23 protein-coding genes and 2 pseudogenes are annotated in these 21,890 nt (G+C 58.5%); 15 read left to right on the top strand and 10 right to left on the bottom strand.

Annotated features, from left to right (window positions below; translation table 11 throughout):
• Window position 1: 1 nt before the first annotated feature.
• The 6 genes and pseudogenes from folE to AACY11_RS21955 all read right to left on the bottom strand — a co-directional run bounded on the left by folE (window position 2) and on the right by AACY11_RS21955 (window position 4,068).
• Entirely contained in the window at window positions 2–547 is a 546-nt protein-coding gene (gene folE / locus AACY11_RS21980) for a GTP cyclohydrolase I FolE (protein WP_010456659.1), read from the bottom strand.
• Window positions 548–635: 88 nt separating this feature from the next.
• Window positions 636–803, bottom strand: a pseudogene (locus AACY11_RS21975) (site-specific integrase); the annotation flags it as partial.
• A 132-nt stretch (window positions 804–935) separates the two neighbouring features.
• Window positions 936–2,129, bottom strand: coding sequence for a hypothetical protein (locus AACY11_RS21970; RefSeq protein ID WP_339495718.1), 1,194 nt, complete (start codon window positions 2,127–2,129; stop codon window positions 936–938).
• 264 nt (window positions 2,130–2,393) lie between these two features.
• Window positions 2,394–2,951: a Smr/MutS family protein gene (locus tag AACY11_RS21965; protein ID WP_221733919.1), complete on the bottom strand. Its 558-nt coding sequence runs from the start codon at window positions 2,949–2,951 to the stop codon at window positions 2,394–2,396.
• 74 nt (window positions 2,952–3,025) lie between these two features.
• Entirely contained in the window at window positions 3,026–3,346 is a 321-nt protein-coding gene (locus tag AACY11_RS21960; RefSeq protein WP_007914024.1) for a hypothetical protein, read from the bottom strand.
• A 131-nt stretch (window positions 3,347–3,477) separates the two neighbouring features.
• Window positions 3,478–4,068 carry a cysteine hydrolase family protein gene (locus tag AACY11_RS21955; RefSeq protein WP_339495717.1) on the bottom strand — a complete coding sequence of 197 codons (591 nt, stop codon included), beginning with the start codon at window positions 4,066–4,068 and terminating at the stop codon, window positions 3,478–3,480.
• Between the two features lie 239 nt (window positions 4,069–4,307).
• On the opposite strand from AACY11_RS21955, the gene prmB reads away from it, so the two are divergent.
• Window positions 4,308–5,216 carry a 50S ribosomal protein L3 N(5)-glutamine methyltransferase gene (gene prmB, locus AACY11_RS21950; protein ID WP_339433865.1) on the top strand — a complete coding sequence of 303 codons (909 nt, stop codon included), beginning with the start codon at window positions 4,308–4,310 and terminating at the stop codon, window positions 5,214–5,216.
• A gap of 100 nt (window positions 5,217–5,316) precedes the next feature.
• Here the strand turns inward: prmB and AACY11_RS21945 are convergent, their stop codons facing one another.
• Entirely contained in the window at window positions 5,317–6,108 is a 792-nt protein-coding gene (locus tag AACY11_RS21945) for a hypothetical protein (protein WP_339495716.1), read from the bottom strand.
• Between the two features lie 99 nt (window positions 6,109–6,207).
• A complete protein-coding gene (locus AACY11_RS21940; protein WP_339433867.1) occupies window positions 6,208–7,161 on the bottom strand; it encodes an alpha/beta hydrolase in 954 nt (317 codons plus the stop codon).
• A 130-nt stretch (window positions 7,162–7,291) separates the two neighbouring features.
• On the opposite strand from AACY11_RS21940, the gene aroC reads away from it, so the two are divergent.
• The 4 genes and pseudogenes from aroC (at window position 7,292) to AACY11_RS21920 (ending at window position 10,340) form a co-directional block, all read left to right on the top strand.
• Window positions 7,292–8,383 (top strand): chorismate synthase, encoded by a 1,092-nt coding sequence (aroC, locus tag AACY11_RS21935; protein WP_339433868.1) that lies wholly within the window; start codon window positions 7,292–7,294, stop codon window positions 8,381–8,383.
• Window positions 8,384–8,414: 31 nt separating this feature from the next.
• Entirely contained in the window at window positions 8,415–9,560 is a 1,146-nt protein-coding gene (locus tag AACY11_RS21930) for an MFS transporter (protein WP_339495715.1), read from the top strand.
• Window positions 9,557–9,631 (top strand): annotated as a pseudogene (locus AACY11_RS21925) (methylthioribulose 1-phosphate dehydratase); the annotation flags it as partial. The gene AACY11_RS21930 and the pseudogene AACY11_RS21925, both read left to right, overlap by 4 nt.
• Window positions 9,632–9,794: 163 nt before the next feature.
• Window positions 9,795–10,340 (top strand): 1,2-dihydroxy-3-keto-5-methylthiopentene dioxygenase, encoded by a 546-nt coding sequence (locus tag AACY11_RS21920; RefSeq protein ID WP_339433870.1) that lies wholly within the window; start codon window positions 9,795–9,797, stop codon window positions 10,338–10,340.
• An 86-nt stretch (window positions 10,341–10,426) separates the two neighbouring features.
• Here AACY11_RS21920 and AACY11_RS21915 read toward each other — a convergent pair whose 3' ends face one another.
• Window positions 10,427–10,705 (bottom strand): DUF3509 domain-containing protein, encoded by a 279-nt coding sequence (locus tag AACY11_RS21915; RefSeq protein WP_339433871.1) that lies wholly within the window; start codon window positions 10,703–10,705, stop codon window positions 10,427–10,429.
• Window positions 10,706–11,094: 389 nt separating this feature from the next.
• Between AACY11_RS21915 and AACY11_RS21910 the strand changes: the two genes are divergently transcribed.
• The 9 genes from AACY11_RS21910 to AACY11_RS21870 all read left to right on the top strand — a co-directional run bounded on the left by AACY11_RS21910 (window position 11,095) and on the right by AACY11_RS21870 (window position 19,139).
• The gene (locus AACY11_RS21910) at window positions 11,095–12,933 is read left to right on the top strand and encodes a long-chain-acyl-CoA synthetase (protein WP_339495714.1); all 1,839 of its coding nucleotides are present in this window, start codon (window positions 11,095–11,097) and stop codon (window positions 12,931–12,933) included.
• 97 nt (window positions 12,934–13,030) lie between these two features.
• Entirely contained in the window at window positions 13,031–13,549 is a 519-nt protein-coding gene (locus tag AACY11_RS21905; RefSeq protein ID WP_339465584.1) for an ankyrin repeat domain-containing protein, read from the top strand.
• A gap of 86 nt (window positions 13,550–13,635) precedes the next feature.
• Complete coding sequence (locus AACY11_RS21900; RefSeq protein WP_221733908.1) at window positions 13,636–14,166, top strand: hypothetical protein; 531 nt, start codon at window positions 13,636–13,638, stop codon at window positions 14,164–14,166.
• 71 nt (window positions 14,167–14,237) lie between these two features.
• Window positions 14,238–14,429, top strand: coding sequence for a PLDc N-terminal domain-containing protein (locus tag AACY11_RS21895; protein ID WP_221733907.1), 192 nt, complete (start codon window positions 14,238–14,240; stop codon window positions 14,427–14,429).
• A 277-nt stretch (window positions 14,430–14,706) separates the two neighbouring features.
• Window positions 14,707–14,940 carry a hypothetical protein gene (locus AACY11_RS21890; RefSeq protein ID WP_221733906.1) on the top strand — a complete coding sequence of 78 codons (234 nt, stop codon included), beginning with the start codon at window positions 14,707–14,709 and terminating at the stop codon, window positions 14,938–14,940.
• Between the two features lie 207 nt (window positions 14,941–15,147).
• Window positions 15,148–15,495: a ribonuclease E inhibitor RraB gene (locus AACY11_RS21885; protein ID WP_003223226.1), complete on the top strand. Its 348-nt coding sequence runs from the start codon at window positions 15,148–15,150 to the stop codon at window positions 15,493–15,495.
• Window positions 15,496–15,960: 465 nt separating this feature from the next.
• Complete coding sequence (locus AACY11_RS21880; RefSeq protein WP_339433874.1) at window positions 15,961–17,370, top strand: circularly permuted type 2 ATP-grasp protein; 1,410 nt, start codon at window positions 15,961–15,963, stop codon at window positions 17,368–17,370.
• Between the two features lie 12 nt (window positions 17,371–17,382).
• Entirely contained in the window at window positions 17,383–18,333 is a 951-nt protein-coding gene (locus AACY11_RS21875; RefSeq protein ID WP_007914063.1) for an alpha-E domain-containing protein, read from the top strand.
• Window positions 18,330–19,139, top strand: a complete 810-nt coding sequence (locus tag AACY11_RS21870; RefSeq protein ID WP_339495713.1) for a transglutaminase family protein — start codon at window positions 18,330–18,332, stop codon at window positions 19,137–19,139. The genes AACY11_RS21875 and AACY11_RS21870 overlap by 4 nt, the downstream gene beginning before the upstream one ends.
• Window positions 19,140–19,261: 122 nt before the next feature.
• On the opposite strand, the gene AACY11_RS21865 is transcribed toward AACY11_RS21870, so the two are convergent.
• A complete protein-coding gene (locus AACY11_RS21865) occupies window positions 19,262–20,029 on the bottom strand; it encodes a c-type cytochrome (protein ID WP_339433882.1) in 768 nt (255 codons plus the stop codon).
• A gap of 640 nt (window positions 20,030–20,669) precedes the next feature.
• On the opposite strand from AACY11_RS21865, the gene AACY11_RS21860 reads away from it, so the two are divergent.
• Complete coding sequence (locus AACY11_RS21860) at window positions 20,670–21,875, top strand: acetyl-CoA C-acetyltransferase (RefSeq protein WP_339433875.1); 1,206 nt, start codon at window positions 20,670–20,672, stop codon at window positions 21,873–21,875.
• Window positions 21,876–21,890 lie beyond the last annotated feature (15 nt).

Raw genomic sequence — 21,890 nt, 5'->3', positions numbered from 1 at the left:
ATTACTTGATCAAGCTGAGGAATTCGCTGCGGGTGGCTGCGTTTTCACGGAACTCGCCGAGCATCACCGAAGTGATCATTGACGAATTCTGCTTCTCGACACCGCGCATCATCATGCACATGTGCTTGGCCTCGATCACCACGGCAACGCCCAGCGCGCCGGTGACTTGCTGCACCGCATCGGCGATCTGGCGGCTGAGGTTTTCCTGAATCTGCAGGCGGCGGGCGTACATGTCGACGATCCGTGCGACCTTCGACAAGCCCAGCACTTTGCCGCTCGGGATATAAGCAACATGCGCCTTGCCGATGAACGGCAGCAGGTGGTGTTCGCACAACGAGTACAACTCGATGTCCTTGACCAGCACCATTTCGCTGTTATCGGAGCTGAACAGGGCACCGTTGGTGACCTCTTCGAGCGTCTGTTCATAACCGCGGCAGAGGTACTGCATGGCTTTGGCGGCACGCTTTGGCGTGTCGAGCAGGCCCTCGCGGGAGACGTCCTCGCCCAGTTGGCCGAGAATCGCGGTGTAGTTCTGTTCCAGTGTCACAGAGGCTGATTCCATAAGGGTTTCAGAGGGGTACTGTTTCTGTCTGTACCAATTTTGTACCAATCAAGCTGATTTCGAGCTGTCCGAGTTAACCCCAGTCGGTGCTGGAGTTGATCCATCGGGCGCAGGTCGATAGCAACTACTGAACGCTATGACCGAGCTGAGTGGCAATAAACGCAGGGTTCATACCCGCCATGAGGCACATGGTAGCGTAAGTGTGTCGGCAGTTGTATTGCCGGCGGGCGCGAATCCTCAAATCGGCCGGTGTGAACCTGAAGCCTTTGCCGAGCCCCCGGGACTGTCAGGCAAATTCAAAGTGACGGAACCGATCGGCATCAAATCGCACAACGGGGCCGGTAGTTCGACGAATCGCCGTCAAACGGTTTTCCTAGCTTGCGACCGGTTTTCCAAACAGGACTATACCGATGGCGATCAGCAACCCCACGGCAAATAGCGCCGCTTTGCCAGGTTCTTTACGGTCCAGTGACGACAGCAGCGCCTGTAGCGATTGCAACGCGTAGAAAATCACAAACGCCTTTGATGCATACGTGATGATTTCGTAAATACCAGCACTCCAAGTGATGCCGATTGCCACAAGCGCAGTCACGAGGCTGCCCACATTCACAGACAGGCGCTTGTGCGTCGCTTCAGCCAGCAGTCCGCTAGCGCCATTCATATCGGCAACGGCTGCCGATGATTGGGACGCAAGGGCGGCCGCGATCAATAGTGGGGTGACGGCGGCACCGACAGGGGCAAGCATGTCGATAATCGCCGTTTCCCCGCCTTCGGCGGAGGGGCTGCCGTGAAATAAATGCGTCAGGAGAAAAACGAACCCGACGTAGATAAATGTTGATACCCACTGGGCATAGCGCATTGTCCGCAGCCGGGTTTGTGTGTCGTATTCGGCGCCCAAATAACGGGATGTTTCAAAGCCTTGGACCAGTACGATCAGTCCCAATAGAACCTGGAGTTTTCCGAGTCCTTCCTGTGGCTCAACAGGCGAAGAGATTGTATGGCCGGTGGTTGCGAACAAAATCAGCGCAGCGAAAATTCCGAGAATGACGCAGAGCTTGAGGCCGACGGCGTAGACCTCGATACGCTCAAGCGCCCTGAGCCCGCCAGATAGTCCAATCACGCCAATAGTGGCAATCGCGATTGAAGCGACAATTTGCACCGCCAGTCGGCTTTCTACCTCCACGATTCGCATGCCGAAGGCAGCGAACAGATTCAGGTAGTAAGCGACAGATACGAAATAGGCGAGTGACAATGCGAAATCAGAAGCTCGCTCAATGAAAACAGACGTTGGAGGCAACGACTTCAAACCGGGTTGCACATAACGAATGTTATGGCGCATCACCGCCCCGTAGAGGTAACCCAAAGAGCAAAGCGCCGCCATGGCGAGCCAGGCCGCGCTACCAAACGTGTTTGCCAGAATTGGACCTACGACCAGAAACCCAGATCCAATAATCGAGGCCAGAGGAGTGACCGTGGCACGCCACAGTCGCATTCTGAGTACGCGAGGGTGGAAGAAAACACAGGCGACCAGGATTGAAACAAGAATAAGGCCGGCATTGCTGATCACTAACGTTGCTCCAGAATGATCAAGTGCTCACTTGGAGCCTGATCGTCGTCATTTCCAGTGATGTCGATCGAATGAAGGGTAGCTCAAGGCGTTTTCAGGGCGGTCATGCCAGGCGTTGTTCTTATCCTTGCCTGGCTAGGTGACGACTTAAAAAATGCCAAGCGAAACAGGGTGTTTGATTGGCGTCAGCGAGGGAGCGAATGATCAGATGGTTTACTGATCTGGCTGGAGCGATGTCCCTTTCGATGAGCCGGTGTAACGGTTTTATTCGTCGCGACCTTCCATCATGGTGCGTTTAAGCATCACATAAACCGCGCCGGCCCCGCCGTGTCTGGCCTGGCACGAGCAGAAACCAAGCACTTGTGCGTGCTGGCGCAGCCAGGTGTTGACGTGGCTTTTGATCATCGGCCGCTTGCCGTCCAGGCGCACGGCCTTGCCGTGGGTGACGCGAACGCAGCGGATTTCGAATTTGGTCGCTTCGGCAAGAAACGCCCAGAGGGTTTCCCGGGCCTTTTCCACGTTCATGCCGTGCAGGTCGAGGCTGCCCTCGAACGGAATCTGCCCGACCTTGAGCTTGCGCATCTGACTTTCCTGTACCCCGTCGCGGGCCCACATCAACTCGTCTTCCGGGCCGACGTCAATCACGAACTGATCGGACAGGCCATCAACGGTGGTGGTGTCGGTGCGCACGGTAGCGGACTGGCGCAATTTGGCGATCTGCGCGCGGTCAGCTTTGGGTTTGCCGGTGTCGGCGCGGTCGTGCTTGATCGGCTTGACGCCTTGGATCGCACTTTTGAACAGGGAAAAATCGTCGTCTTGCATGTCAGCCTCCGCGAAGGGCGGCCAGTTTACCCAAGTCGAAACAAAACGGCCCGGCAAAAAGCCAGGCCATCGAGTCAGTCGTGTTTTTTCATCAGGTGCGGGGACATGTTCAATTCCCGCGATTGCCGTGCACGACGGCGGCAGCGACGCCACAGGGCGACACCGAAATACAGAAACAGCAAACCGACTGCCAGAATGATCGCGGAGCCCATTGGCGTGGCGTTCAAGTCGCCGAGCGCTGGCGGGCGCCCCAGCAGGCTGGCGGCCCCGGCCATTGCCAGCAGCACGCCGAATGTCGCCAGAATGGCTGCAATCGCCGCGCCGAATCGAAAACGCCAGTTGCTTTGGCCTTTGGGCCGCAAGCGGCGTGCGTCAAATCCATCGGATAACTTCATTCCGACCTTCCTCAATGGGTATCGGCCCTTCGACCGGGAGTTGACCGGGTTGTTCCTGAGGCTATGGCATTTGCGTCAAATGAGAGGCTTTTGTGGATGAGCGGCGGTGTGGGCCGCTCATCAGGGCGCGATCAGATGAGATCTTGTGTTTTGGCGAGGGTGGCAAAGTTGTCGGCCATGATCGCCATTTCCGCTTCTTGTACCACTTCGGCGCTGAGTACCCGGCCTTTGAACGGCAGGTCACGGGTGGCGCAAGCATCTTCAACGAGGGTGCAGCGAAAACCCAGGTTTTTCGCCGCACGCACGGTGGTGCTGACGCTGGAGTGGCTCATGAAACCGCAGACGATCAGGTCCAGCGAGCCAAGGTTTTGCAAGCGGTCGAGCAGTTCGGTGCCATGGAAGGCGCTCGGCAGCAGTTTGCCGATGATGGTTTCATCGCACTGCGGTTCGAGGCCGGGGATGAATTCGCCGCGTTCGCCCTGTGGGTCGAACAGGCCACCGACGGTGCCGAGATGACGCACATGCACGATCGGCCGACCGGCTGCACGGGCCGCAGCGATCACTTGTTTGATGTTCGCGACGGCCGCATCCATGCCGCTCAGGGCCAGTGGGCCACTGAGATATTCTTTCTGGGCATCGATGATGACCACGGTGGCATGGCTCAGTGTGGCCGCTGCGTAACCGCGACCGCTGAGTTGAAACATCGTTTTTGGAACGGACATTCTGGGGCTCCTTGGGGTGGGGCTTTTGCGACATTGTCCTCTGGCTGAGCGGTTCTGTGAATCGCTACCATCGTAGGCACCGTCGTTGCTGGCTTGCAGCCTTGTCAAGTTACACGTTCTGTTCAATAGCTGATGCAAAAAACAGAAAACCCCTACCGCTGTGGCGGGATTTTTCCTGCGTCGTCGTGGCGCGTTTTGGCTGTTAGAATCGCCAGTCGTTTTTTCTGGAGTTCTGCCCCGTGATCACTTCCCGACTTCGTACCCTGCGCGACCACATCCGTTGGGCCGTCAGCCGCTTCCATGGGGAGGATCTGTTTTTCGGCCATGGCACCGACAATGCCTGGGACGAAGCCCGGCAACTGGTGCTGGGGGCATTGCATCTGCCGTGGGAAATCGCCGACAGCTATCTCGATTGCGCACTGGAAGATGACGAACTGGTCAATCTGCAACGCCTGCTCAAGCGTCGCATCGAAGAGCGTATCCCGACCGCTTACCTGTTGGGTGAGGCGTGGTTCTGCGGCATGTCGTTTATCGTCGACGAACGTGTATTGATCCCGCGTTCGCCGATTGGTGAGCTGATCGAAAACCATTTTGCGCCGTGGATTGGCAATGACCCTGCGCGAATTCTTGATCTGTGCACCGGTTCCGGTTGCATCGGCATTGCCTGCGCCTATGAGTTCCAGAACGCCGAAGTGGTGCTGGCGGATCTGTCGTTCGAAGCGCTGGAAGTGGCCAATCAGAACATCGAGCGCCATGGCGTCGATGAGCGTGTCTACACTGTGCAGGGCGATGGTTTCGAGGGGCTGCCGGGTCAGCGTTTCGACCTGATCGTGTCGAATCCGCCTTACGTCGATGCGCAAGATTTCGCCGACATGCCGGACGAATACCAGCACGAGCCGGAGCTGGCCCTGGCGTGCGGTGATGATGGTCTGAACCTGGTTCGGCGGATGCTCGCCGAAGCGGCGGATCACCTGACCGAGAAGGGGTTGCTGATTGTCGAAGTGGGTAACAGCCAGGTTCACGTCGAAGCGTTGTACCCGGAAGTCGACTTCGCCTGGCTCGAGTTCGAGCGCGGTGGGCATGGCGTGTTCATGTTGACGGCGCAGCAGTGCCGCGATCATCAAGCGCTATTCGCTTCTCGCGTCTGACCCCTGAACGCTTCGCGAGCAGGCTAGCTCCCACCTTTGGAATGCATGTTCCTGTGAGAGCGAGCCTGTTCGCCAATGGCAGCGCCGCAGTTTGAAGTTATCAGCGGTGCGTAGCAATCCAGATCAACAACCCCGCCTGAAACACCGCAAACGCCACCAGACAGGTAATAGTGAAGCGCAACCCGGCGTCTTCGCGCTTGAACTTGCTGACCTTTTCTTCCTGCTTCTGGAGCTTCACTTCCTGCTCGGCCAGATTCTGTTCGGCCTGCTGAAGCATTTGCGCGGCTTCAAGAATCTCGACGATCTGCAGCTTTTCGCTGTTCCAGTCGCCAATCAGATCACCGACCTGAGCATCCTTGATGCTGCCCTTCAAATGCTGGGCGTCGGCGTAGACCACATCAAATCCGTGCACCCGCAGAAAATGATCGCGGCGCAGTCGAGTGTCTTCGTTCAGCGCGTCCTTGTTGTTCAAGTCCATGCCGTCGACGGTGTAGGCGGGCCAGTGTTTTTTCGCCCAGGTAATGCCATTCGCGGCCATGAAGCGGCCGATGCCACGGTTTAACGGTTCAATCTGCAAGCCGCTGTCCGGGCCGAAACTCACACGTTTGGTGGTGTGATTGACCCACACGTCGAGATGATTTTGCTCTTTGCGAACACGCTGGCTCGGCAGCTTGATCGCCATGCGCATCAGGCTGTGTTCTTTGCTATTGCGCTCGGCATAGCCGAATTCGACAAAACGCAATGGCCGGCCACCGGTGTGGCGGTCGGTCTTCAACGGGGCCAGGCGGAGCATCTTGTGGTGCTCGACGTGGACATCCGCCCACGGCAGCTCGACCGCTGGCGGTGCGTCTTTTTCAGCGGTGGTGTCGGGTGAAGTCTGGGTATCAGTCATAACGGCGAGATCCTGTCCAAGCCCTGCTTGCCGCCAGCCAGTACGCTGGCGACAAAGGCTTATCGGCCGTTTCTTGCAAGACTGGAGGGCAAACAGCGCTTATCGGGTGCGAAGTCCGTCAATAAATTCGATGATTTTCGAGCCGAGTTCCGCTGCCAGAGGCAAATTCGGGTCTTTGTAGGAGGCCAATTGCCGCTTCACGTCGTTAGGCACGATGCGCATGACGTGGTTCATGCCTTCGATCACCGCCAGTTCGGCGTCCGGTTTGGCGGCTTTGAGCAACTTTGCATCATGGACACCGACCTGAATGTCGTTGCTGCCCTGAACGATCAGTGCCGGCATCTTCAGTTGCGCGAACGCTGCGGCCGGATCCTGTCGGAATAGCGAGATCAGATACGGCTGCACGCTTGGCCGGAAAATCACCTGCAACGGCCCCGGTACATTGTCGTCGGTGCGGCCGGCCTTGAGGTTGTCGAGCAACTCGTTGCTGCGCAACATCAGCGGTGGTGGCAGGCTGCGCGCCAGTTGCTGGCGGATCACCTGATCGACCGGCCGCGCGCTGCCAGACAGGGAAATCACCGCCGCGGCATCCAGCTTCGGCGCGGCAAGGCTGGCAATCAGTGCGCCTTCACTGTGGCCAAGCAGGATGAGCTTGCCAAAACGCGGGTCGGCCTTGAGCTTCTGCCCCCACGCCACGGCGTCTGCCGCGTAGGCCTCCACCGACAGGTTGCGCTCGTCCGGCGTGGCCGCAAGGCTGGCGGCCACGCCGCGCTTGTCGTAGCGCACACTGGCAATGTGGTGTTTCGCCAGCACCCAGGCCAGCCGTTTAAGGCTGTCATTGCGCCCGCCGTCGGGGTTGTTTCCGTCACGATCCGTAGGCCCCGAGCCGGAAATGATCAGGACAACCGGTACAGGGTTGTCGGATTTTGGCAGCAACAGCGAACCGAAAAGCTCGCCGCTCCCCGTATCCAAAGTTACCGGGCGTTGTAGGACCGTCGCTTGGGCAAAGCCCGTAAACAGGGTAAGACTCAAAATCAAAACTCGCAGCATCATCACGCCATCATTCGCCAAGGTGCCGGTTGGACTCACCAACACCGCTAAGGTTCGAGGATGAACTAGTCGGTTAGCCTGCGTATACTGGCGCGCATTACGAATTTGGGTTTGATTTCACGGAGCGTCCTGCATGTCCGGCAATACCTACGGCAAGTTGTTCACTGTCACCACCGCTGGCGAAAGCCATGGTCCGGCGTTGGTCGCCATTGTCGACGGCTGCCCGCCGGGCCTGGAAATTTCCCTCGAAGACTTGCAGCGCGACCTCGACCGCCGCAAGCCCGGCACCAGTCGACATACCACCCAGCGCCAGGAAGCCGATGAAGTCGAAATCCTCTCCGGCGTGTTCGAAGGCCGCACGACCGGCTGCTCCATCGGTCTGCTGATCCGCAACACTGACCAGAAGTCCAAGGACTACTCGGCAATCAAGGACCTGTTCCGCCCGGCCCACGCCGACTACACCTACCACCACAAATACGGCGAGCGCGATTATCGTGGCGGCGGCCGTAGCTCGGCCCGCGAAACCGCCATGCGCGTGGCGGCAGGTGCAATTGCCAAGAAGTTTCTGGCCACCCAGGGCATTGTCATTCGCGGCTATATGAGCCAGCTCGGCCCGATCGAAATCCCGTTCAAGACCTGGGATTCGGTTGAAGAAAACGCGTTCTTCTGCCCGGATCCGGACAAAGTCCCGGAGCTGGAAGCCTATATGGATCAATTACGCCGTGATCAGGATTCGGTCGGGGCGAAGATCACCGTGGTCGCCGAAGGCGTCATGCCGGGTCTGGGCGAGCCGATTTTCGACCGTCTCGACGCCGAACTGGCGCACGCGCTGATGAGCATCAACGCGGTGAAGGGCGTGGAAATCGGCGCCGGTTTCGCCTGCGTTGCCCAGCGTGGCACCGAGCATCGCGATGAAATGACTGCGCAAGGTTTCCTCAGCAATAACGCCGGTGGCATTCTCGGCGGCATCTCGTCCGGTCAGCCGATCGTTGCCCATCTGGCGCTCAAACCAACGTCGAGCATCACCACCCCGGGCCGTTCGATTGACGTCGAAGGCAACGCGGTCGACGTGATCACCAAAGGTCGACACGACCCCTGCGTGGGCATCCGCGCCACACCGATTGCCGAAGCGATGATGGCCATCGTGCTGATGGACCACCTGCTGCGTCACCGTGGGCAGAACGCCGATGTGCGCGTGAGCACCCCGGTGCTGGGTCAGCTTTAATGGCAGACCACAAAGCCGTCGCGGCCTGACCGTGGCGGCGCTCCCTTACTGGCGGCTGTCCAGTTTCTATCTGTTCTATTTCGCCTTGCTCGGCTCGACGGCGCCGTTTCTGGCGCTGTACTTCGATCACCTCGGATTCAGCGCCGCGCGCATTGGCGAACTGGTCGCCATCCCGATGTTGATGCGCTGCGTGGCGCCTAACATCTGGGGCTGGCTTGGCGATTACACCGGCAGACGCCTGGCCATCGTGCGCTTCGGCGCGGTGTGTACGCTGCTGACCTTCTCGTTGATATTCGTCAGCAAAACCTACGCCTGGCTGGCGATGGTCATGGCGTTGCATGCGTTCTTCTGGCACGCGGTGTTGCCGCAGTTCGAAGTCATCACGCTGGCGCATTTGCAGGGGCAGACCTCCCGTTACAGCCAGATTCGCCTGTGGGGCTCAATCGGCTTCATCATCACCGTGGTTGTGTTGGGGCGCCTGTTCGAGTGGCTTAGTCTGGACATCTACCCGGCAGCGCTGGTGCTGATCATGGCGGGGATCGTGCTCAGCAGTTTGTGGGTACCGAACGCGCAACCGGCGCAGGGCAACCGGCCGACCGGGGAAGGTTTTCTCAAGCAACTGCGCCGTCCTGGCGTGCTGGCGTTTTACGCCAGTGTGGCACTGATGCAGATGAGTCACGGCCCGTATTACACGTTTTTGACGTTGCACCTTGAACGACTCGGCTACAGTCGCGGCGTGATCGGCATGCTCTGGGCCGTCGGTGTGGTCGCTGAAGTGCTGATGTTCATGGCCATGAGCCGGATTCTTTCACGCTTCTCCCTGCGCCGAGTCTTGATGGCAAGTTTTCTGCTGGCGGCGCTGCGCTGGGTGCTGCTGGGTTCGTTCGCCGAGTTTCTCTGGGTGCTGTTGTTGGCGCAGGTGCTGCACGCGGCGACCTTCGGCAGTTTTCACGCCGCTGCCATCGCGTTCGTGCAACGTAGCTTCGGCGCGCGCCAGCAAGGACAGGGCCAAGCGTTGTACGCCGCGCTGGCCGGCACCGGAGGCGCGCTCGGCGCACTGTATGCCGGTTACAGCTGGAATACCCTCGGCCCGGCATTGACCTTTAGTATTGCCAGTCTCGCGGCGCTCGCGGCTGCCGTTATCATTGCCACACGCATGCAAGAGGACAGCCTGTGAGCCTTGCGCGTGAACAACTCGCCCGGCCAATCGTCGACGCCGGGTGTTTTCTTTATGGTCGAGGCTGGTCTCAGTGGTATCTGAATTTTGTTTGAATGCGAGTTGAAGACCCGCAGCGTCATGAACCACCAAGGCTGACTTCGCCAGAAGTCGCCCATTTACCTGATGAATTGCTGTGCCCGACCGGTCTGAAAAAAAACCGGACGGCAAGGCCGATACCGAGGAATTGTCCCAATGAGCAGCCTGTCCGTTTATCACGTCTCAAGCCCCGACATCCCGAACAAGGTGCTGACCCATCTTGAAGACATCGCCGCGACTCTGGCCGAGCAGGGCGTGCGTTTCGACCGCTGGCAAGCCGCCACGAAGATCCAGCCCGGTGCAAGCCAGGAAGAAGTCATCAGCGCGTACCAAGAGCAGATCGACAAACTGATGACCGAGCGCGGTTACATCACGGTCGATGTGATCAGCCTCAATAGCGATCACCCGCAGAAAGCCGAACTGCGCGCCAAGTGCCTTGAAGAACACTGCCATGGCGAAGACGAAGTCCGTTTTTTCGTCGCCGGTCGTGGACTGTTTACCCTGCACATCGACGATTACGTCTACGCCGTACTCTGCGAAAAAAACGACCTGATCTCGGTGCCGGCCGGCACTAAACACTGGTTCGACATGGGTGAACATCCGCACTTCGTGGCGATCCGTCTGTTCAACAACCCCGAAGGCTGGGTCGCCACCTTCACTGGCGAAGACATCGCCGGCCGCTTCCCGCGTCTTGAGGACTGAGCCGAAGACGATAAACGTCATCCATAAAAAAACAGGCCGTGAAGCGCATCCTTCACGGCCTGCTTTGTTTTACAGGGTCGAATCAATTACAGCGAGTGATACGTCGGCAGGGCAAAACGCTGCTGGCTCTGCAGCATTGCGATTTGTGGCAGTTCGCTGGCCTGTTCAGCCAGATCACGACGAATTGCACTGATCGCCCACGACAATTGGTCGCCGGCATGCAGTTGCTGATACGTCAGCGCACGCTTGAACACTTTGCCGTCGCTGCTGCGCAGAGTCAGCAGGATCCCGCCATCGGGACGTGGCGTAGTGGTGACTTCGAAGTTGGAGAACAGGGAGGTAAATTTTTCTTGGATCAGGCTCATGTTTTTCAGCTCCGTATGCACTTGAATGGCAAGCATGCAGAGGAGGTTGCAGTGATTGTGCCAGCATGGTTTTTTTTAAAAATACTTATAAATCAATAGTTTATAAAATCGTGAATTTAAACGCGTCGTGCAATCTGCATGAACGGCCATCGTGCATCCTGCATTTTGCGGGATCGCTTGCGAATAAACGGAACCAAATCGCCCCCACAGGATCGCGGCTGCCGGCCAAGGTCCTGCGGATACAAAACATTGCAAAAACCGCGTGTACAGCTTGAGAAGCGCTGGCGTACTTTCGCTCTCGACCTTCGCCTGAAAGTGTCGGTCGCAGCCATCGATTGCCCGAAAAATAAGAATGCCGGCCAGCAAACCAGGGCCGAACGGGAGCTTCCATGAGTCACGCGCCAAGCGACACGATTACCTGGGGCATGATGCTCCGCAAACTGCCGATGATTGCCAAAGCCATTCCGCGAGTGGTCAAAGGCATGAAGGTGGCCAACGTCAAGGATCCGACCCAAAGCTGTGGCCTTGGCTGGACGTTCGAACAAGCGGCTCTGCGTAATCCCGATGGCCTGGCGTTATTGCAGAGCGATGTCTTGCTGACCTATTCGCAGGTCAACCAGTGGGCCAATCGCATCGCCCACTATCTGAACGGGCAGGGGATCGGCAAGGGTGATGTGGTGGCGGTGTTCATTGAAAACCGTCCGGAACTACTGGTGACGATTCTGGCATTGGCCAAGGTCGGCGCCGTCAGCGCACTGCTCAATACCTCGCAGACCCGCGATACGCTGATCCACAGTGTGAATCTGGTGGCACCGGTGGCGATTGTGGTCGGTGAAGAGTTGGTGCCGGCGTTTGCCGCGGTACGTGATCAAGTGACGATTACGCCAGAGCGCACCTGGTTCGTGGCGGACCACGACACTTACAGCCATCCGGGCATTGCCCCCCAGGGTTACGTCAACCTGATCAGCGCCAGTGTCGACGCTCGCAGCGATAATCCCCCGAGCAGCCAGCAGGTGTTTTTCGACGATCCGTGTTTCTACATCTACACCTCTGGCACGACTGGCCTGCCCAAGGCTGGTGTGTTCAAGCACGGTCGCTGGATGCGCAGTTCGGCCAGCTTCGGCATGATCGCCCTCGACATGGGCCCCGACGATGTCCTCTATTGCACCTTGCCGCTCTATCACGCGACCGGCCTCTGCGTGTGCTGGGGCTCGGCGATCAACGGCGCATCGGGTTTCGCCATCCGCCGCAAATTCAGCGCCAGTCAGTTCTGGAATGACGTGCGCCGCTATCGCGCCACCACTATCGGTTACGTCGGCGAGTTATGCCGTTATCTGGTCGATCAACCGGCCAGCGTCGATGACAATCGCCACGATGTGCGCAAGATGATCGGCAACGGCTTGCGTCCAGGCGCGTGGGCCGAGTTCAAGACGCGGTTCGCGGTCGATCATATCTGTGAACTGTATGCCGCGAGCGACGGCAATATCGGTTTTACCAACATCCTCAACTTCGACAACACCATCGGGTTTTCGCTGATGGCCTGGCAATTGGTGGCCTACGATCATGACAGCGGCGAGCCGATTCGCAGCGACGACGGTTTCATGCGCAAGGTCGGTAAGGGCGAGCAAGGTTTGCTGCTGGCGCGAATCGACGAGAAGGCGCCGCTGGACGGCTACACCGATCCGCAGAAGACCGCCAAAGTCGTGGTACACGATGTGTTCACCAAGGGCGACCGCTTCTTCAACACCGGTGATCTGTTGCGCAACATCGGTTTTGGTCATGCCCAGTTTGTTGATCGCCTCGGCGACACCTATCGCTGGAAAGGTGAAAACGTCTCCACCACCGAAGTTGAAAACCTGTTGCTGCAACATCCGCACATCTCCGAGGCCGTGGCCTACGGCGTGGAAATCCGCAACACCAACGGACGCGCCGGGATGGCGGCGATCACACCTGCCGAATCCCTCGCCACCCTGGACTTCGCCGAACTGCTGACGTTCGCCCGGCAACGCATGCCGGCCTACGCCGTCCCTCTGTTCCTGCGGGTGAAAGTGAAAATGGAAACCACCGGCACCTTCAAATACCAGAAAACGCGGTTGAAAAACGAAGGCTTCGACCCGGGCCTGACGGGAGATGACCCGATCTTCGCCTGGCTGCCTGGCACGCAGACGTATGTGCAGGTGACCGATCAAGTGCTGGCCGACATTCACCAGGGCAAATACCGCTATTGATTCTGGCTATAGCCTTTCTTGAGAAAAAGGGGGTGACAGCTATCGCCGCGCTCGGGAAACTGTCGGCTTTGCGATTAACCGAAAGTGGAGTTGCCCCATGTCCGACCAAAGCCGCCAGATGACCCCTGAAGAGGCTGCCGAATTCACCGAGCAGGTTTTCAACAAGGCGCGCGACGGTGATGCAGTGATGCTGGATCGACTGATCAGCGCCGGCCTGCCGGTGAACCTGAAAAACGCCAAAGGCGACACGTTGCTGATGTTGGCCAGTTACTACGGCCATGTGGAGGCGGTGCAGGTGCTGCTTAAACACAAGGCTGACCCGGAGATGCGCAATGGCAACGGCCAGAGCCCGATTGCCGGCGCAGCGTTCAAAGGTGATCTGGCCGTGGTCAAGACACTGGTGGAAGCGGGCGCCGAGATCGAAGGTTCGTCGTTCGACGGTCGTACCGCGTTGATGATGGCGGCAATGTTCAACCGCGTTGAAATCGTCGATTACCTGATCAGCAAAGGTGCCGATCCGCAAGCCAAGGACGCCAACGGCGTGACAGCACTGGACGCGGCTCGCACCATGGGTGCGGTCGACACCACCGCGCAGCTGGAAAAACTGTTGAGCTGAAATCAGCTCTGTTGAACTGTGGTGAGGGAGAGAATGCGCTATCCTTCGCGCCCTCGAAATTCACCTTCGCCACAGGATCTGCCCTCATGAAAGCCGCACTCGTCGAACTCATCAGCAAAATCAGCTCCGGCTGCATGGGCGAGGACGAGATCCTGAAAGTGGCCGACGAAGCCGCACAGGCCTACGCCGATGCCGGCGCTTTTCTGACGGCCAACCCGGACATCAACTACGACGACACTTTTCCGATCACGTTGGGCGAGTGGGTGGTGGTCGGCAGCCTGCCGGAAACCGTACTGTTTCAGGCCGACACCTACGTCGATCTGTTCGCGCAGATCGTTGCCTCGTTCGGTCCAGGGGTCGATTTCAACCTCAAGCCCAAGCAATTGGCCAAAACCGAAGCATTGACTGCGCTCAATCGCATTCAGGTGCAGATGAGCAGCCTGAACAAGGAAAACGGCGGTTACACGCTGATGAACTTCAGTCAGTTGCTCGACGACGAGCTGCAAGTCGTACTGGTCTACGGCAACGACGTGCCACGGGTGCTGGCGTTGTGCGCCGAAGTTGGCATCGCCGCTGCGCCATCGCTGGAGGCCTTGAAGGTCGCTGTTCACGTCTGAGGGCAATAAAAGGGAACCCTTCGCGCGACCGTCTATCCTAAAAGTGCATGCCACTATTCTGGAGCGACACCATGGGTTCGACGTTTAACGGTCTGATCGGTCTGATCATTCTTGCCCTCGATATCTGGGCCATCATCAACGTACTGAAAAGCGGCGCCGAGACCGGGATGAAAGTCCTCTGGGTGCTGCTGATCGTCCTTCTGCCGGTGCTGGGCCTGATCATCTGGGCGATTGCCGGGCCACGGGGGAATGTGCGGATCTGAGCCATTCTCGCGAACAACGCAAAACCTGTGAGGTTGTGTTAAGCCGATGGGCGCGCGAAGCGTCCCTTGAACCGGTGGGTGCGGTCTGACAGAAAACCCCGTGATCTACGACTGCTTCTCAGCCGATCGGGAATAAATCCCCTAGCCAAAAAAGCCTGCTTGCGTATTGGGTGTCTTTTTTTTCATGTTCGCCCGATGCAATCCTTTTGAACGATCAATCCGGCCAAAAGTCGAGATAGAGGTAAGCCCATTTGCGGGTTTGATCGAGGAGGCACCGATGCAAAAGTGGAAAATCACTTTCGTGGACGATCATGGTGAAACTGTTGTTGAGGTCTTCGAGCGCGCCGAATGTCCCAGCGACGATGAGGCCGCTCGACTGATCAAGCAACGGCTCCTGCCTGTTGCCGCCGCACTGGATTTGAACGATCTGGAAGGCCGCACCGCCGATGCGGGTGTCAAAAGTCTGAAAACCCAGAACAGCATCGAAATCCGCAGCATCACCCCCATCTGAAATTCTTCCATCATTATCACGCCAGGCCTTGGCAGCAGCTCTATCTTGGGGCTACTCTGCAAGCGAGATCAGCGAACGGATCGCTAAGGTCTGGTCTTGTCAGCTACATGCTTGTTTCCCGCGTGCAACCAGTTTGCCGAAGTACTTAGGCCCAAGGCCCGGGGCGGGAATACGGAAAGTCTATCCATCATCCGAGGGGGACGATTCATGAGCACAGCCTATCAAGAAGACATCAGCAGCAACGTGCTGCGCCGCATGAAAGAAGGCGGTTTCGATTTTTCCCGATTCCATCCCATCGAGTTCTACGCCATTTTCCCGGACGAGGAGCGGGCGCGCAGGGCGGCAGGCAAGTTTCGCGGTGAATCCATCAATGCCCAGGTCAGTGCGCGCGACGACGGCGCCTGGTCTCTGGAACTAAGCAAAGTGATGTACGCGACTTATGACGATATTGGCGATTTCGAGCAGGGCTTCTCCGCCGTGGTCGAACCGTTGGGTGGCATCATCGAGGGCTGGGGCGTCAAGCAGGAGGTACGCAACCGCTACCGTTTGAACTGATCTCTGGTGTTTTTTGTTGAGCAACGGCTGACCCTCGGGTTGGCCGTTTTCATTTATGGATCTCTTTTGCTTTCAAAACGTTTCACGCACGCAAAAAAAAGCCACCGGAGAGGGTGGCGAAAAGGGAAGACCGATAAATCGATGAAACCGTTCAGGGCCAAGGCTTTAAGGGCTGCACTGGCAGGCCGGATCAATTGAGCTGAAGACCTGCGCGTGGCAGCTCTTTCAGCGGATGCGCGGATTATCCGCCGCTCATGCCGAGCAGTGAAATCAACTCTGACTATGCTGGTGATAGACGACAACACTGCGTCGCAATGAGGCGGGGGCAATCAGGTTGGGGCATTTGTTGCACAGGAATGGTGCGGCACCTGCGGCGTGAATATCCAACTGATTGAAATCAAAGCGTTTATGCCGATGGCACGGGCCTTGCGAAGGCCTGTATGTCCGGGTGACAAGGAGTACGGCATGATCCGCACTTATTTTGATGAAATGTACGATGCCGGCGGCCAGATTCGCCCGCATTACCGGGAGTTTGCCCGGTGGTTGGCCGACACGCCTGACGAGCTGCTGGCCCAACGGCGACGCGAGGCCGATCTGCTGTTCCATCGTGCCGGGATTACCTTCACGCTCTACGGGGACGAGCAAGGCACAGAGCGCCTGATTCCTTTCGATACCATTCCGCGCAGCATCCCCGCCAGCGAATGGCGGATCGTCGAGCGCGGCTGCATCCAGCGGGTCAAGGCGTTGAACATGTTCCTCGCCGACCTTTACCACGAGCAGCGCATCATCAAGGCCGGGATCATTCCCGCCGAGCAGGTGCTGGCCAACGAGCAATATCAGTTGGCGATGCAAGGGCTGGATCTGCACCGCGATATTTATTCGCACATCTCTGGTGTCGATCTGGTGCGCGACGGCGACGGCACCTATTACGTGCTCGAAGACAACCTGCGCACACCGAGCGGCGTGAGCTACATGCTCGAAGACCGCAAGATGATGATGCGATTGTTCCCGGAGCTGTTCGCCGCGCAGCGCATCGCGCCGATCGACCACTACCCGAACCTGTTGCTCGACACCCTGAAAAGCTCAAGCCCGATTGATGACCCGAGTGTGGTGGTGTTGACGCCGGGGCGCTTCAACAGTGCATTCTTCGAGCATGCTTTTCTGGCGCGGGAAATGGGCGTGGAGCTGGTGGAGGGCGCCGATCTGTTCGTGCGTGACGACAAAGTCTTCATGCGCACCACCGACGGGCCAAAAGCGGTCGACGTGATCTACCGCCGTCTCGACGACGCGTTCCTTGATCCGCTGGCGTTCAATCCGGATTCGATGCTGGGTGTGCCGGGGCTGCTGTCGTCCTATCGTTCCGGCAACGTAGTGCTGGCCAACGCCATTGGCACCGGTGTGGCCGACGACAAGTCGGTGTATCCGTTCGTGACCGACATGATCCGTTTCTACCTCGATGAAGAACCGATCCTGAAGAACGTGCCGACCTGGCAATGCCGCAATCCGTCTGAACTTTCCCATGTGCTGGCCAATCTTGCGGATCTGGTGGTCAAGGAAACCCAAGGTTCGGGCGGTTACGGGATGCTGGTGGGGCCGGCAGCGACGACGGCGGAAATCGATGCATTCCGCGAGCGGATCAAAGCCAAGCCCCACGCGTACATCGCGCAACCGACATTGTCGCTGTCGACCTGTCCGACCTTTGTCGAAAACGGTATTGCGCCACGCCACATCGACCTGCGCCCGTTTGTCCTGTCCGGTCGCGAAACGCGGGTTGTGCCAGGCGGTTTGACCCGTGTCGCCCTGCGCGAAGGCTCTCTGGTGGTGAATTCCTCCCAGGGCGGCGGAACCAAGGACACCTGGGTGGTCGAGGATTGAAGGAAGTTTGCCATGTTAAGTAGAACTGCCTCGGATCTGTATTGGATGTCGCGTTACCTGGAGCGAGCGGAAAACCTCGCACGGATGCTCGATATCAGTTATTCGCTGTCGCTGATGCCGCAAGACGGCCGCGGCGATGGTCTGCACGAACTGGCCATGCCGCTGTTGATCACCGGCACACTCGACGATTATCTGGAGCGTCACGGCGCGCTGCATGCCGAACGATTGCTGCACTTTTTCGCCCTCGATGCCGCCAATCCGGCGAGCATCTACAGCTGTCTGGGCGCGGCGCGGGCCAGCGCTCACGCGGTACGTGGACGAATAACGGCTGACATGTGGGAAAACATCAACGCCACTTGGCTGGAGATTCGCGGGATCGCCGAACAGGGGCTGAGCCGCTATGGCATGAGCCGTTTCTGCGAATGGATCAAGGAGCGTTCACACCTGTTCCGTGGGGCGTCCTACGGCACGATCATGCGCAACGATGCGTTTCGCTTCATTCGCTTGGGGACCTTTATCGAGCGCGCGGACAACACCTTGCGCCTGCTCGATGCCCGCTACGAAATGGCGGGTGATCAGGCCGAAGCGGTCAGTGACGGCACTGCTCACGCCTACTATCAGTGGAGTGCTTTGCTCAGGGCTTTGTCGTCGTTTGAGGCCTACACCGAAATCTATCGCGATGCGCCGGGGGCGCGACATGTTGCCGAGTTGCTGCTGTTGCGCGCAGATGTGCCGCGTTCACTGCGTGCCTGCACCGAAGAGATCGATCAGATTCTCGCGCAGTTGCCCGGGGCCAACGGTCGGCCGGCACAACGCCTGGCCGCAGAAATGGACGCACGCCTGCGTTACACCGGCATCAACGAAATCCTCGAGGAAGGCCTGCACGCCTGGCTGACCGAATTCATCCCGCTGGTGCGCCAGTTGGGTAACGCCATTCACAGTTCCTACCTGGAGGCTGCATGAGACTTTCCATTAGCCACGAGACCACCTATCACTACGAAGATCAGGTGCGGGCGAGCATCCAGTACCTGCGGCTGACACCCCATGACAGCGAGCGTCAGCACGTATTGAGCTGGCAACTCGACCTGCCGCGCCCGGTGCGTGCGCAACTCGATCCGTTCGGCAACATCCTGCATGTACTGACCATGGACGAGCCGCACGAAGCGATCATCATCGGCGCCCGTGGTCAGGTGGATATCGATGAGTTGCGCGAGGCAGAGCACGAGAGCCAGTCCGCGTTACCGTTTCTGCGTTTTACTCGACTGACCGAGGCCGACGAGGCGCTGCGTGCGTTCGCCGAAAAAAACTGCAAGCAACGTCGCGACCGCACGGCGTTGATCGATTTGATGCATGGCTTGAACCAGCACATGACGTACACGCCGGGTTCCACTGAAGTGGATACCAGCGCCGCCGAGGCGTTCGCTGGCCGCTCAGGCGTTTGTCAGGATCACGCCCACGCGTTCCTGGCCTGCGCGCGTAGCCTGGGAATCCCGTCGCGGTATGTGTCGGGTTATTTGTACAGCGAGGATTGTGAACATCTGGCCAGCCATGCCTGGGCTGAGGCGTGGCTGGATGACGCCTGGTACAGCTTTGACGTGACCAATCAACTGGCGCGCCCTGAGCGACATCTTAAGCTGGCGGTGGGGCTGGATTATCTGGACGCCTGCCCGGTGCGCGGGATGCGCCGTGGTGGCGGGTGTGAGCAGATGCATGCGAAGGTGTTCGTGTCGCCGACGCCGGAGCCGGTTGTCTCCGTGCAACAGCAATAGGATTCGGGATGCCGCAAACGCTGGCAACCCAGCTTCCACAGGTTATGCGCTGATTTTGAATCAGCATTGATCCTGCGGGAGCAGGCTTGCTCGCGAAGAGATCAGTACCGACAACACAAGGCTCAGGGCTTAACCTTGCGCCCAGCCATGTGCTGCAGATACCCGATCAGCATTTGCAAATCCTGGTCGGGCAACACCTCAACTGAAAACCCCGGCATCTTCGCCTGCGGCCACTGACGCAAACTTTGCGGGTCACGAATGTAGCGTTTGAGGAAGTCCGCGCCGAAATACTCGGTCGGGTTAAACGGAATATTCAGATCCGGCCCGAACTGCGCATCTCCCGCACCATTCAATCGGTGGCACGCCAGACAATTTTTCTGAAACAGCGCAAAACCCTGATTCACCGGATCATCGGCTTTCAGCGCAGGGTCAGGCAGCAGGGCAGGGAAGCGTTCGGCCACCGGCGCCATGCGCTTGATGCTTGCCACTTCGAACGGCCATTGCTCCGGGCTGATATTTCCCGCTTGTGGATCGGTCCACACCAGATAGAACGGCCCGGCGCTGTGCTTGCCCTCGGACAGAGGTGGCCATGGTTGGGCCGGATCTTCGATCGCCAGCCATGCGCGCGCGCCTTTGGTGCCGAGCAAGGGCGCAGCAGCCAGTTCGGCGGCAAACCCATCGAGTGCCACTGCTTGCAAGTGATCGTCGGGTTTGATCCCCGTGAGCAAACTAGCCATGGGCACGGCGCGATAGGTCATGTCCTTCTTGTAGGACACATCATTTTTGATCGTGAGGGTTTGTACTTGAGGATGTTTGAGCAACTCCTCGGTCTGCCAGGTGCGGCTGATTTGGCCAAGCCGCAGATCCAGTTGTGCCGCAGCCAAAGGCATGCTCAACAGCAATGCCAAGAACACAATAAGCGCTTTCAAATGATCGTCATCATTGTTGTGGGAGTGCGCAAAGGTTGGCACAAACACGCCGGCCCGGGTAGCGGGCCAGTCACATGTTTAGTGGCGACAAGCCGCGCCTGACGCTTGAGTTCAACCGATGACCCTGGTCAGGTTCGGCAAAATCAACAACAGCGTCGTGGCGAAAAGAATGAGTCCTGCTTGACGAACTTTCGGTTGTTTGAACATGGCTTGACCGCCTTTATTGTTATTTCCTGATGCTTGCCTGCATATCCATGACGGCAAGCGCTGCACATCCTGTTGAAGCACGCCTGCCCCGGCAAAACCCGACGACCATGACGTACTTGTCTTACATTAGGGCCCGCGTCACGCTTGGCTTAGACCCATTTCATATGTAGTTCATGTCGGTAGCGATTAAAAAGGCATGAGGCTTATTGCCAGCTTCTTTGCCGCCCGCTTGCTAGACAACTCGCCGACCTGAACCGGTTCACCCGGCGGCTGATGACCGTCCGTCTGAGCGTGTGCGTCAAGCGTATTGAGCGCTGGGGTCATTGAATCCGTAGGCGCTCGGGTCAAGAGTGAAGGCACAAGAAATCACTCACCGCACAGGTTCGAGGACGTCATGACCCAAGCTTTGATTTTCGATGCGTTACGCACGCCCCGCGGCAAAGGCAAGGCCGATGGCGCACTGCACAGCGTCAAACCGGTGAATCTGGTGGCCGGCCTGCTGAGTGCTTTGCAAGAGCGAACCTCGCTGGACACCCGCCAGGTCGATGATGTCGTACTCGGCTGCGTCACGCCGATGGGTGATCAAGGCGCTGACATTGCTAAAACGGCCGTGCAGGTGGCCGATTGGGACGTGAGCGTGGCGGGCGTGCAGATCAACCGCTTCTGCGCTTCGGGGCTGGAAGCGGTGAACCTCGGCGCCATGAAAGTGCGCTCGGGTTTTGAAGACCTGGTGGTGGTCGGGGGCGTTGAATCGATGTCGCGTGTGCCGATGGGCAGCGATGGCGGTGCCTGGGCGCTGGATCCGCAGACCAACCTGCACAGCCACTTCACGCCGCAGGGCGTTGGTGCCGATCTGATCGCCACCCTCGAAGGCTTCAGTCGCCAGGACGTCGATGCCTACGCGTTGCACTCGCAACAGAAAGCGGCGCGGGCCAGAGCTGATGGTTCGTTCAATAAGTCGCTGGTGCCCGTTCAGGATCAGAACGGCATCATCCTGCTTGATCACGATGAGTTCATTCGTGCCGAATCGACTCTCGAAGGGCTGGGCAAACTCAAGCCGAGTTTCGAAATGATGGGCCTGATGGGCTTCGACGCCACGGCGCTACGGGTCTACAGCCATGTCGAACGGATCAACCATGTACACACACCCGGCAACAGTTCCGGCATTGTCGACGGCGCGGCGCTGATGCTGATCGGCTCCGAAGCCAAGGGCCGGGCGCTGGGCCTGCAGCCTCGGGCGCGAATTGTCGCCACGGCGGTTACCAGCACTGATCCGACCATCATGCTCACCGGCCCCGCGCCGGCCACCCGCAAGGCGTTGGCCAAAGCGCGATTGCGTGTAGAGGAAATCGATCTGTTCGAGGTCAACGAAGCGTTTGCGTCGGTGGTTCTGAAATTCATCAAGGACATGGCCGTCGATCCGGACAAGGTCAACGTCAACGGCGGCTCCATCGCCATGGGCCACCCACTGGGCGCCACCGGTTGCGCGATCCTCGGCACCTTGCTCGATGAACTGGAAGCCCGACGCCTGCGCTATGGCCTGGCGACGCTGTGCGTCGGCGGCGGCATGGGCATTGCCACCATCATCGAACGACTCTGAGCCCCGAATTCAAGG

It is taken from the genome of Pseudomonas sp. RA_105y_Pfl2_P56 (assembly GCF_963970845.1).
In the GTDB taxonomy this organism is placed as follows: Bacteria; Pseudomonadota; Gammaproteobacteria; order Pseudomonadales; family Pseudomonadaceae; genus Aquipseudomonas; species Aquipseudomonas baetica_A.
This window is presented reverse-complemented; position numbering and strand designations above follow the sequence as displayed.

What these genes read in the sequence shown, in the direction of transcription:
- AACY11_RS21965 (WP_221733919.1), bottom strand. Translation starts at nt 2,951, where the DNA reads ATGCAAGACGACGATTTTTCCCTGTTCAAAAGTGCGATCCAAGGCGTC.
- AACY11_RS21920 (WP_339433870.1), top strand. Translation starts at nt 9,795, where the DNA reads ATGAGCAGCCTGTCCGTTTATCACGTCTCAAGCCCCGACATCCCGAAC.
- AACY11_RS21900 (WP_221733908.1), top strand. Translation starts at nt 13,636, where the DNA reads ATGAAAGCCGCACTCGTCGAACTCATCAGCAAAATCAGCTCCGGCTGC.
- AACY11_RS21880 (WP_339433874.1), top strand. Translation starts at nt 15,961, where the DNA reads ATGATCCGCACTTATTTTGATGAAATGTACGATGCCGGCGGCCAGATT.
- AACY11_RS21890 (WP_221733906.1), top strand. Translation starts at nt 14,707, where the DNA reads ATGCAAAAGTGGAAAATCACTTTCGTGGACGATCATGGTGAAACTGTT.
- AACY11_RS21875 (WP_007914063.1), top strand. Translation starts at nt 17,383, where the DNA reads ATGTTAAGTAGAACTGCCTCGGATCTGTATTGGATGTCGCGTTACCTG.
- AACY11_RS21870 (WP_339495713.1), top strand. Translation starts at nt 18,330, where the DNA reads ATGAGACTTTCCATTAGCCACGAGACCACCTATCACTACGAAGATCAG.
- AACY11_RS21945 (WP_339495716.1), bottom strand. Translation starts at nt 6,108, where the DNA reads ATGACTGATACCCAGACTTCACCCGACACCACCGCTGAAAAAGACGCA.
- AACY11_RS21960 (WP_007914024.1), bottom strand. Translation starts at nt 3,346, where the DNA reads ATGAAGTTATCCGATGGATTTGACGCACGCCGCTTGCGGCCCAAAGGC.
- AACY11_RS21865 (WP_339433882.1), bottom strand. Translation starts at nt 20,029, where the DNA reads ATGCCTTTGGCTGCGGCACAACTGGATCTGCGGCTTGGCCAAATCAGC.
- AACY11_RS21885 (WP_003223226.1), top strand. Translation starts at nt 15,148, where the DNA reads ATGAGCACAGCCTATCAAGAAGACATCAGCAGCAACGTGCTGCGCCGC.
- AACY11_RS21940 (WP_339433867.1), bottom strand. Translation starts at nt 7,161, where the DNA reads ATGATGCTGCGAGTTTTGATTTTGAGTCTTACCCTGTTTACGGGCTTT.
- AACY11_RS21860 (WP_339433875.1), top strand. Translation starts at nt 20,670, where the DNA reads ATGACCCAAGCTTTGATTTTCGATGCGTTACGCACGCCCCGCGGCAAA.
- AACY11_RS21895 (WP_221733907.1), top strand. Translation starts at nt 14,238, where the DNA reads ATGGGTTCGACGTTTAACGGTCTGATCGGTCTGATCATTCTTGCCCTC.
- AACY11_RS21905 (WP_339465584.1), top strand. Translation starts at nt 13,031, where the DNA reads ATGTCCGACCAAAGCCGCCAGATGACCCCTGAAGAGGCTGCCGAATTC.
- AACY11_RS21915 (WP_339433871.1), bottom strand. Translation starts at nt 10,705, where the DNA reads ATGAGCCTGATCCAAGAAAAATTTACCTCCCTGTTCTCCAACTTCGAA.
- AACY11_RS21955 (WP_339495717.1), bottom strand. Translation starts at nt 4,068, where the DNA reads ATGTCCGTTCCAAAAACGATGTTTCAACTCAGCGGTCGCGGTTACGCA.
- aroC (WP_339433868.1), top strand. Translation starts at nt 7,292, where the DNA reads ATGTCCGGCAATACCTACGGCAAGTTGTTCACTGTCACCACCGCTGGC.
- AACY11_RS21910 (WP_339495714.1), top strand. Translation starts at nt 11,095, where the DNA reads ATGAGTCACGCGCCAAGCGACACGATTACCTGGGGCATGATGCTCCGC.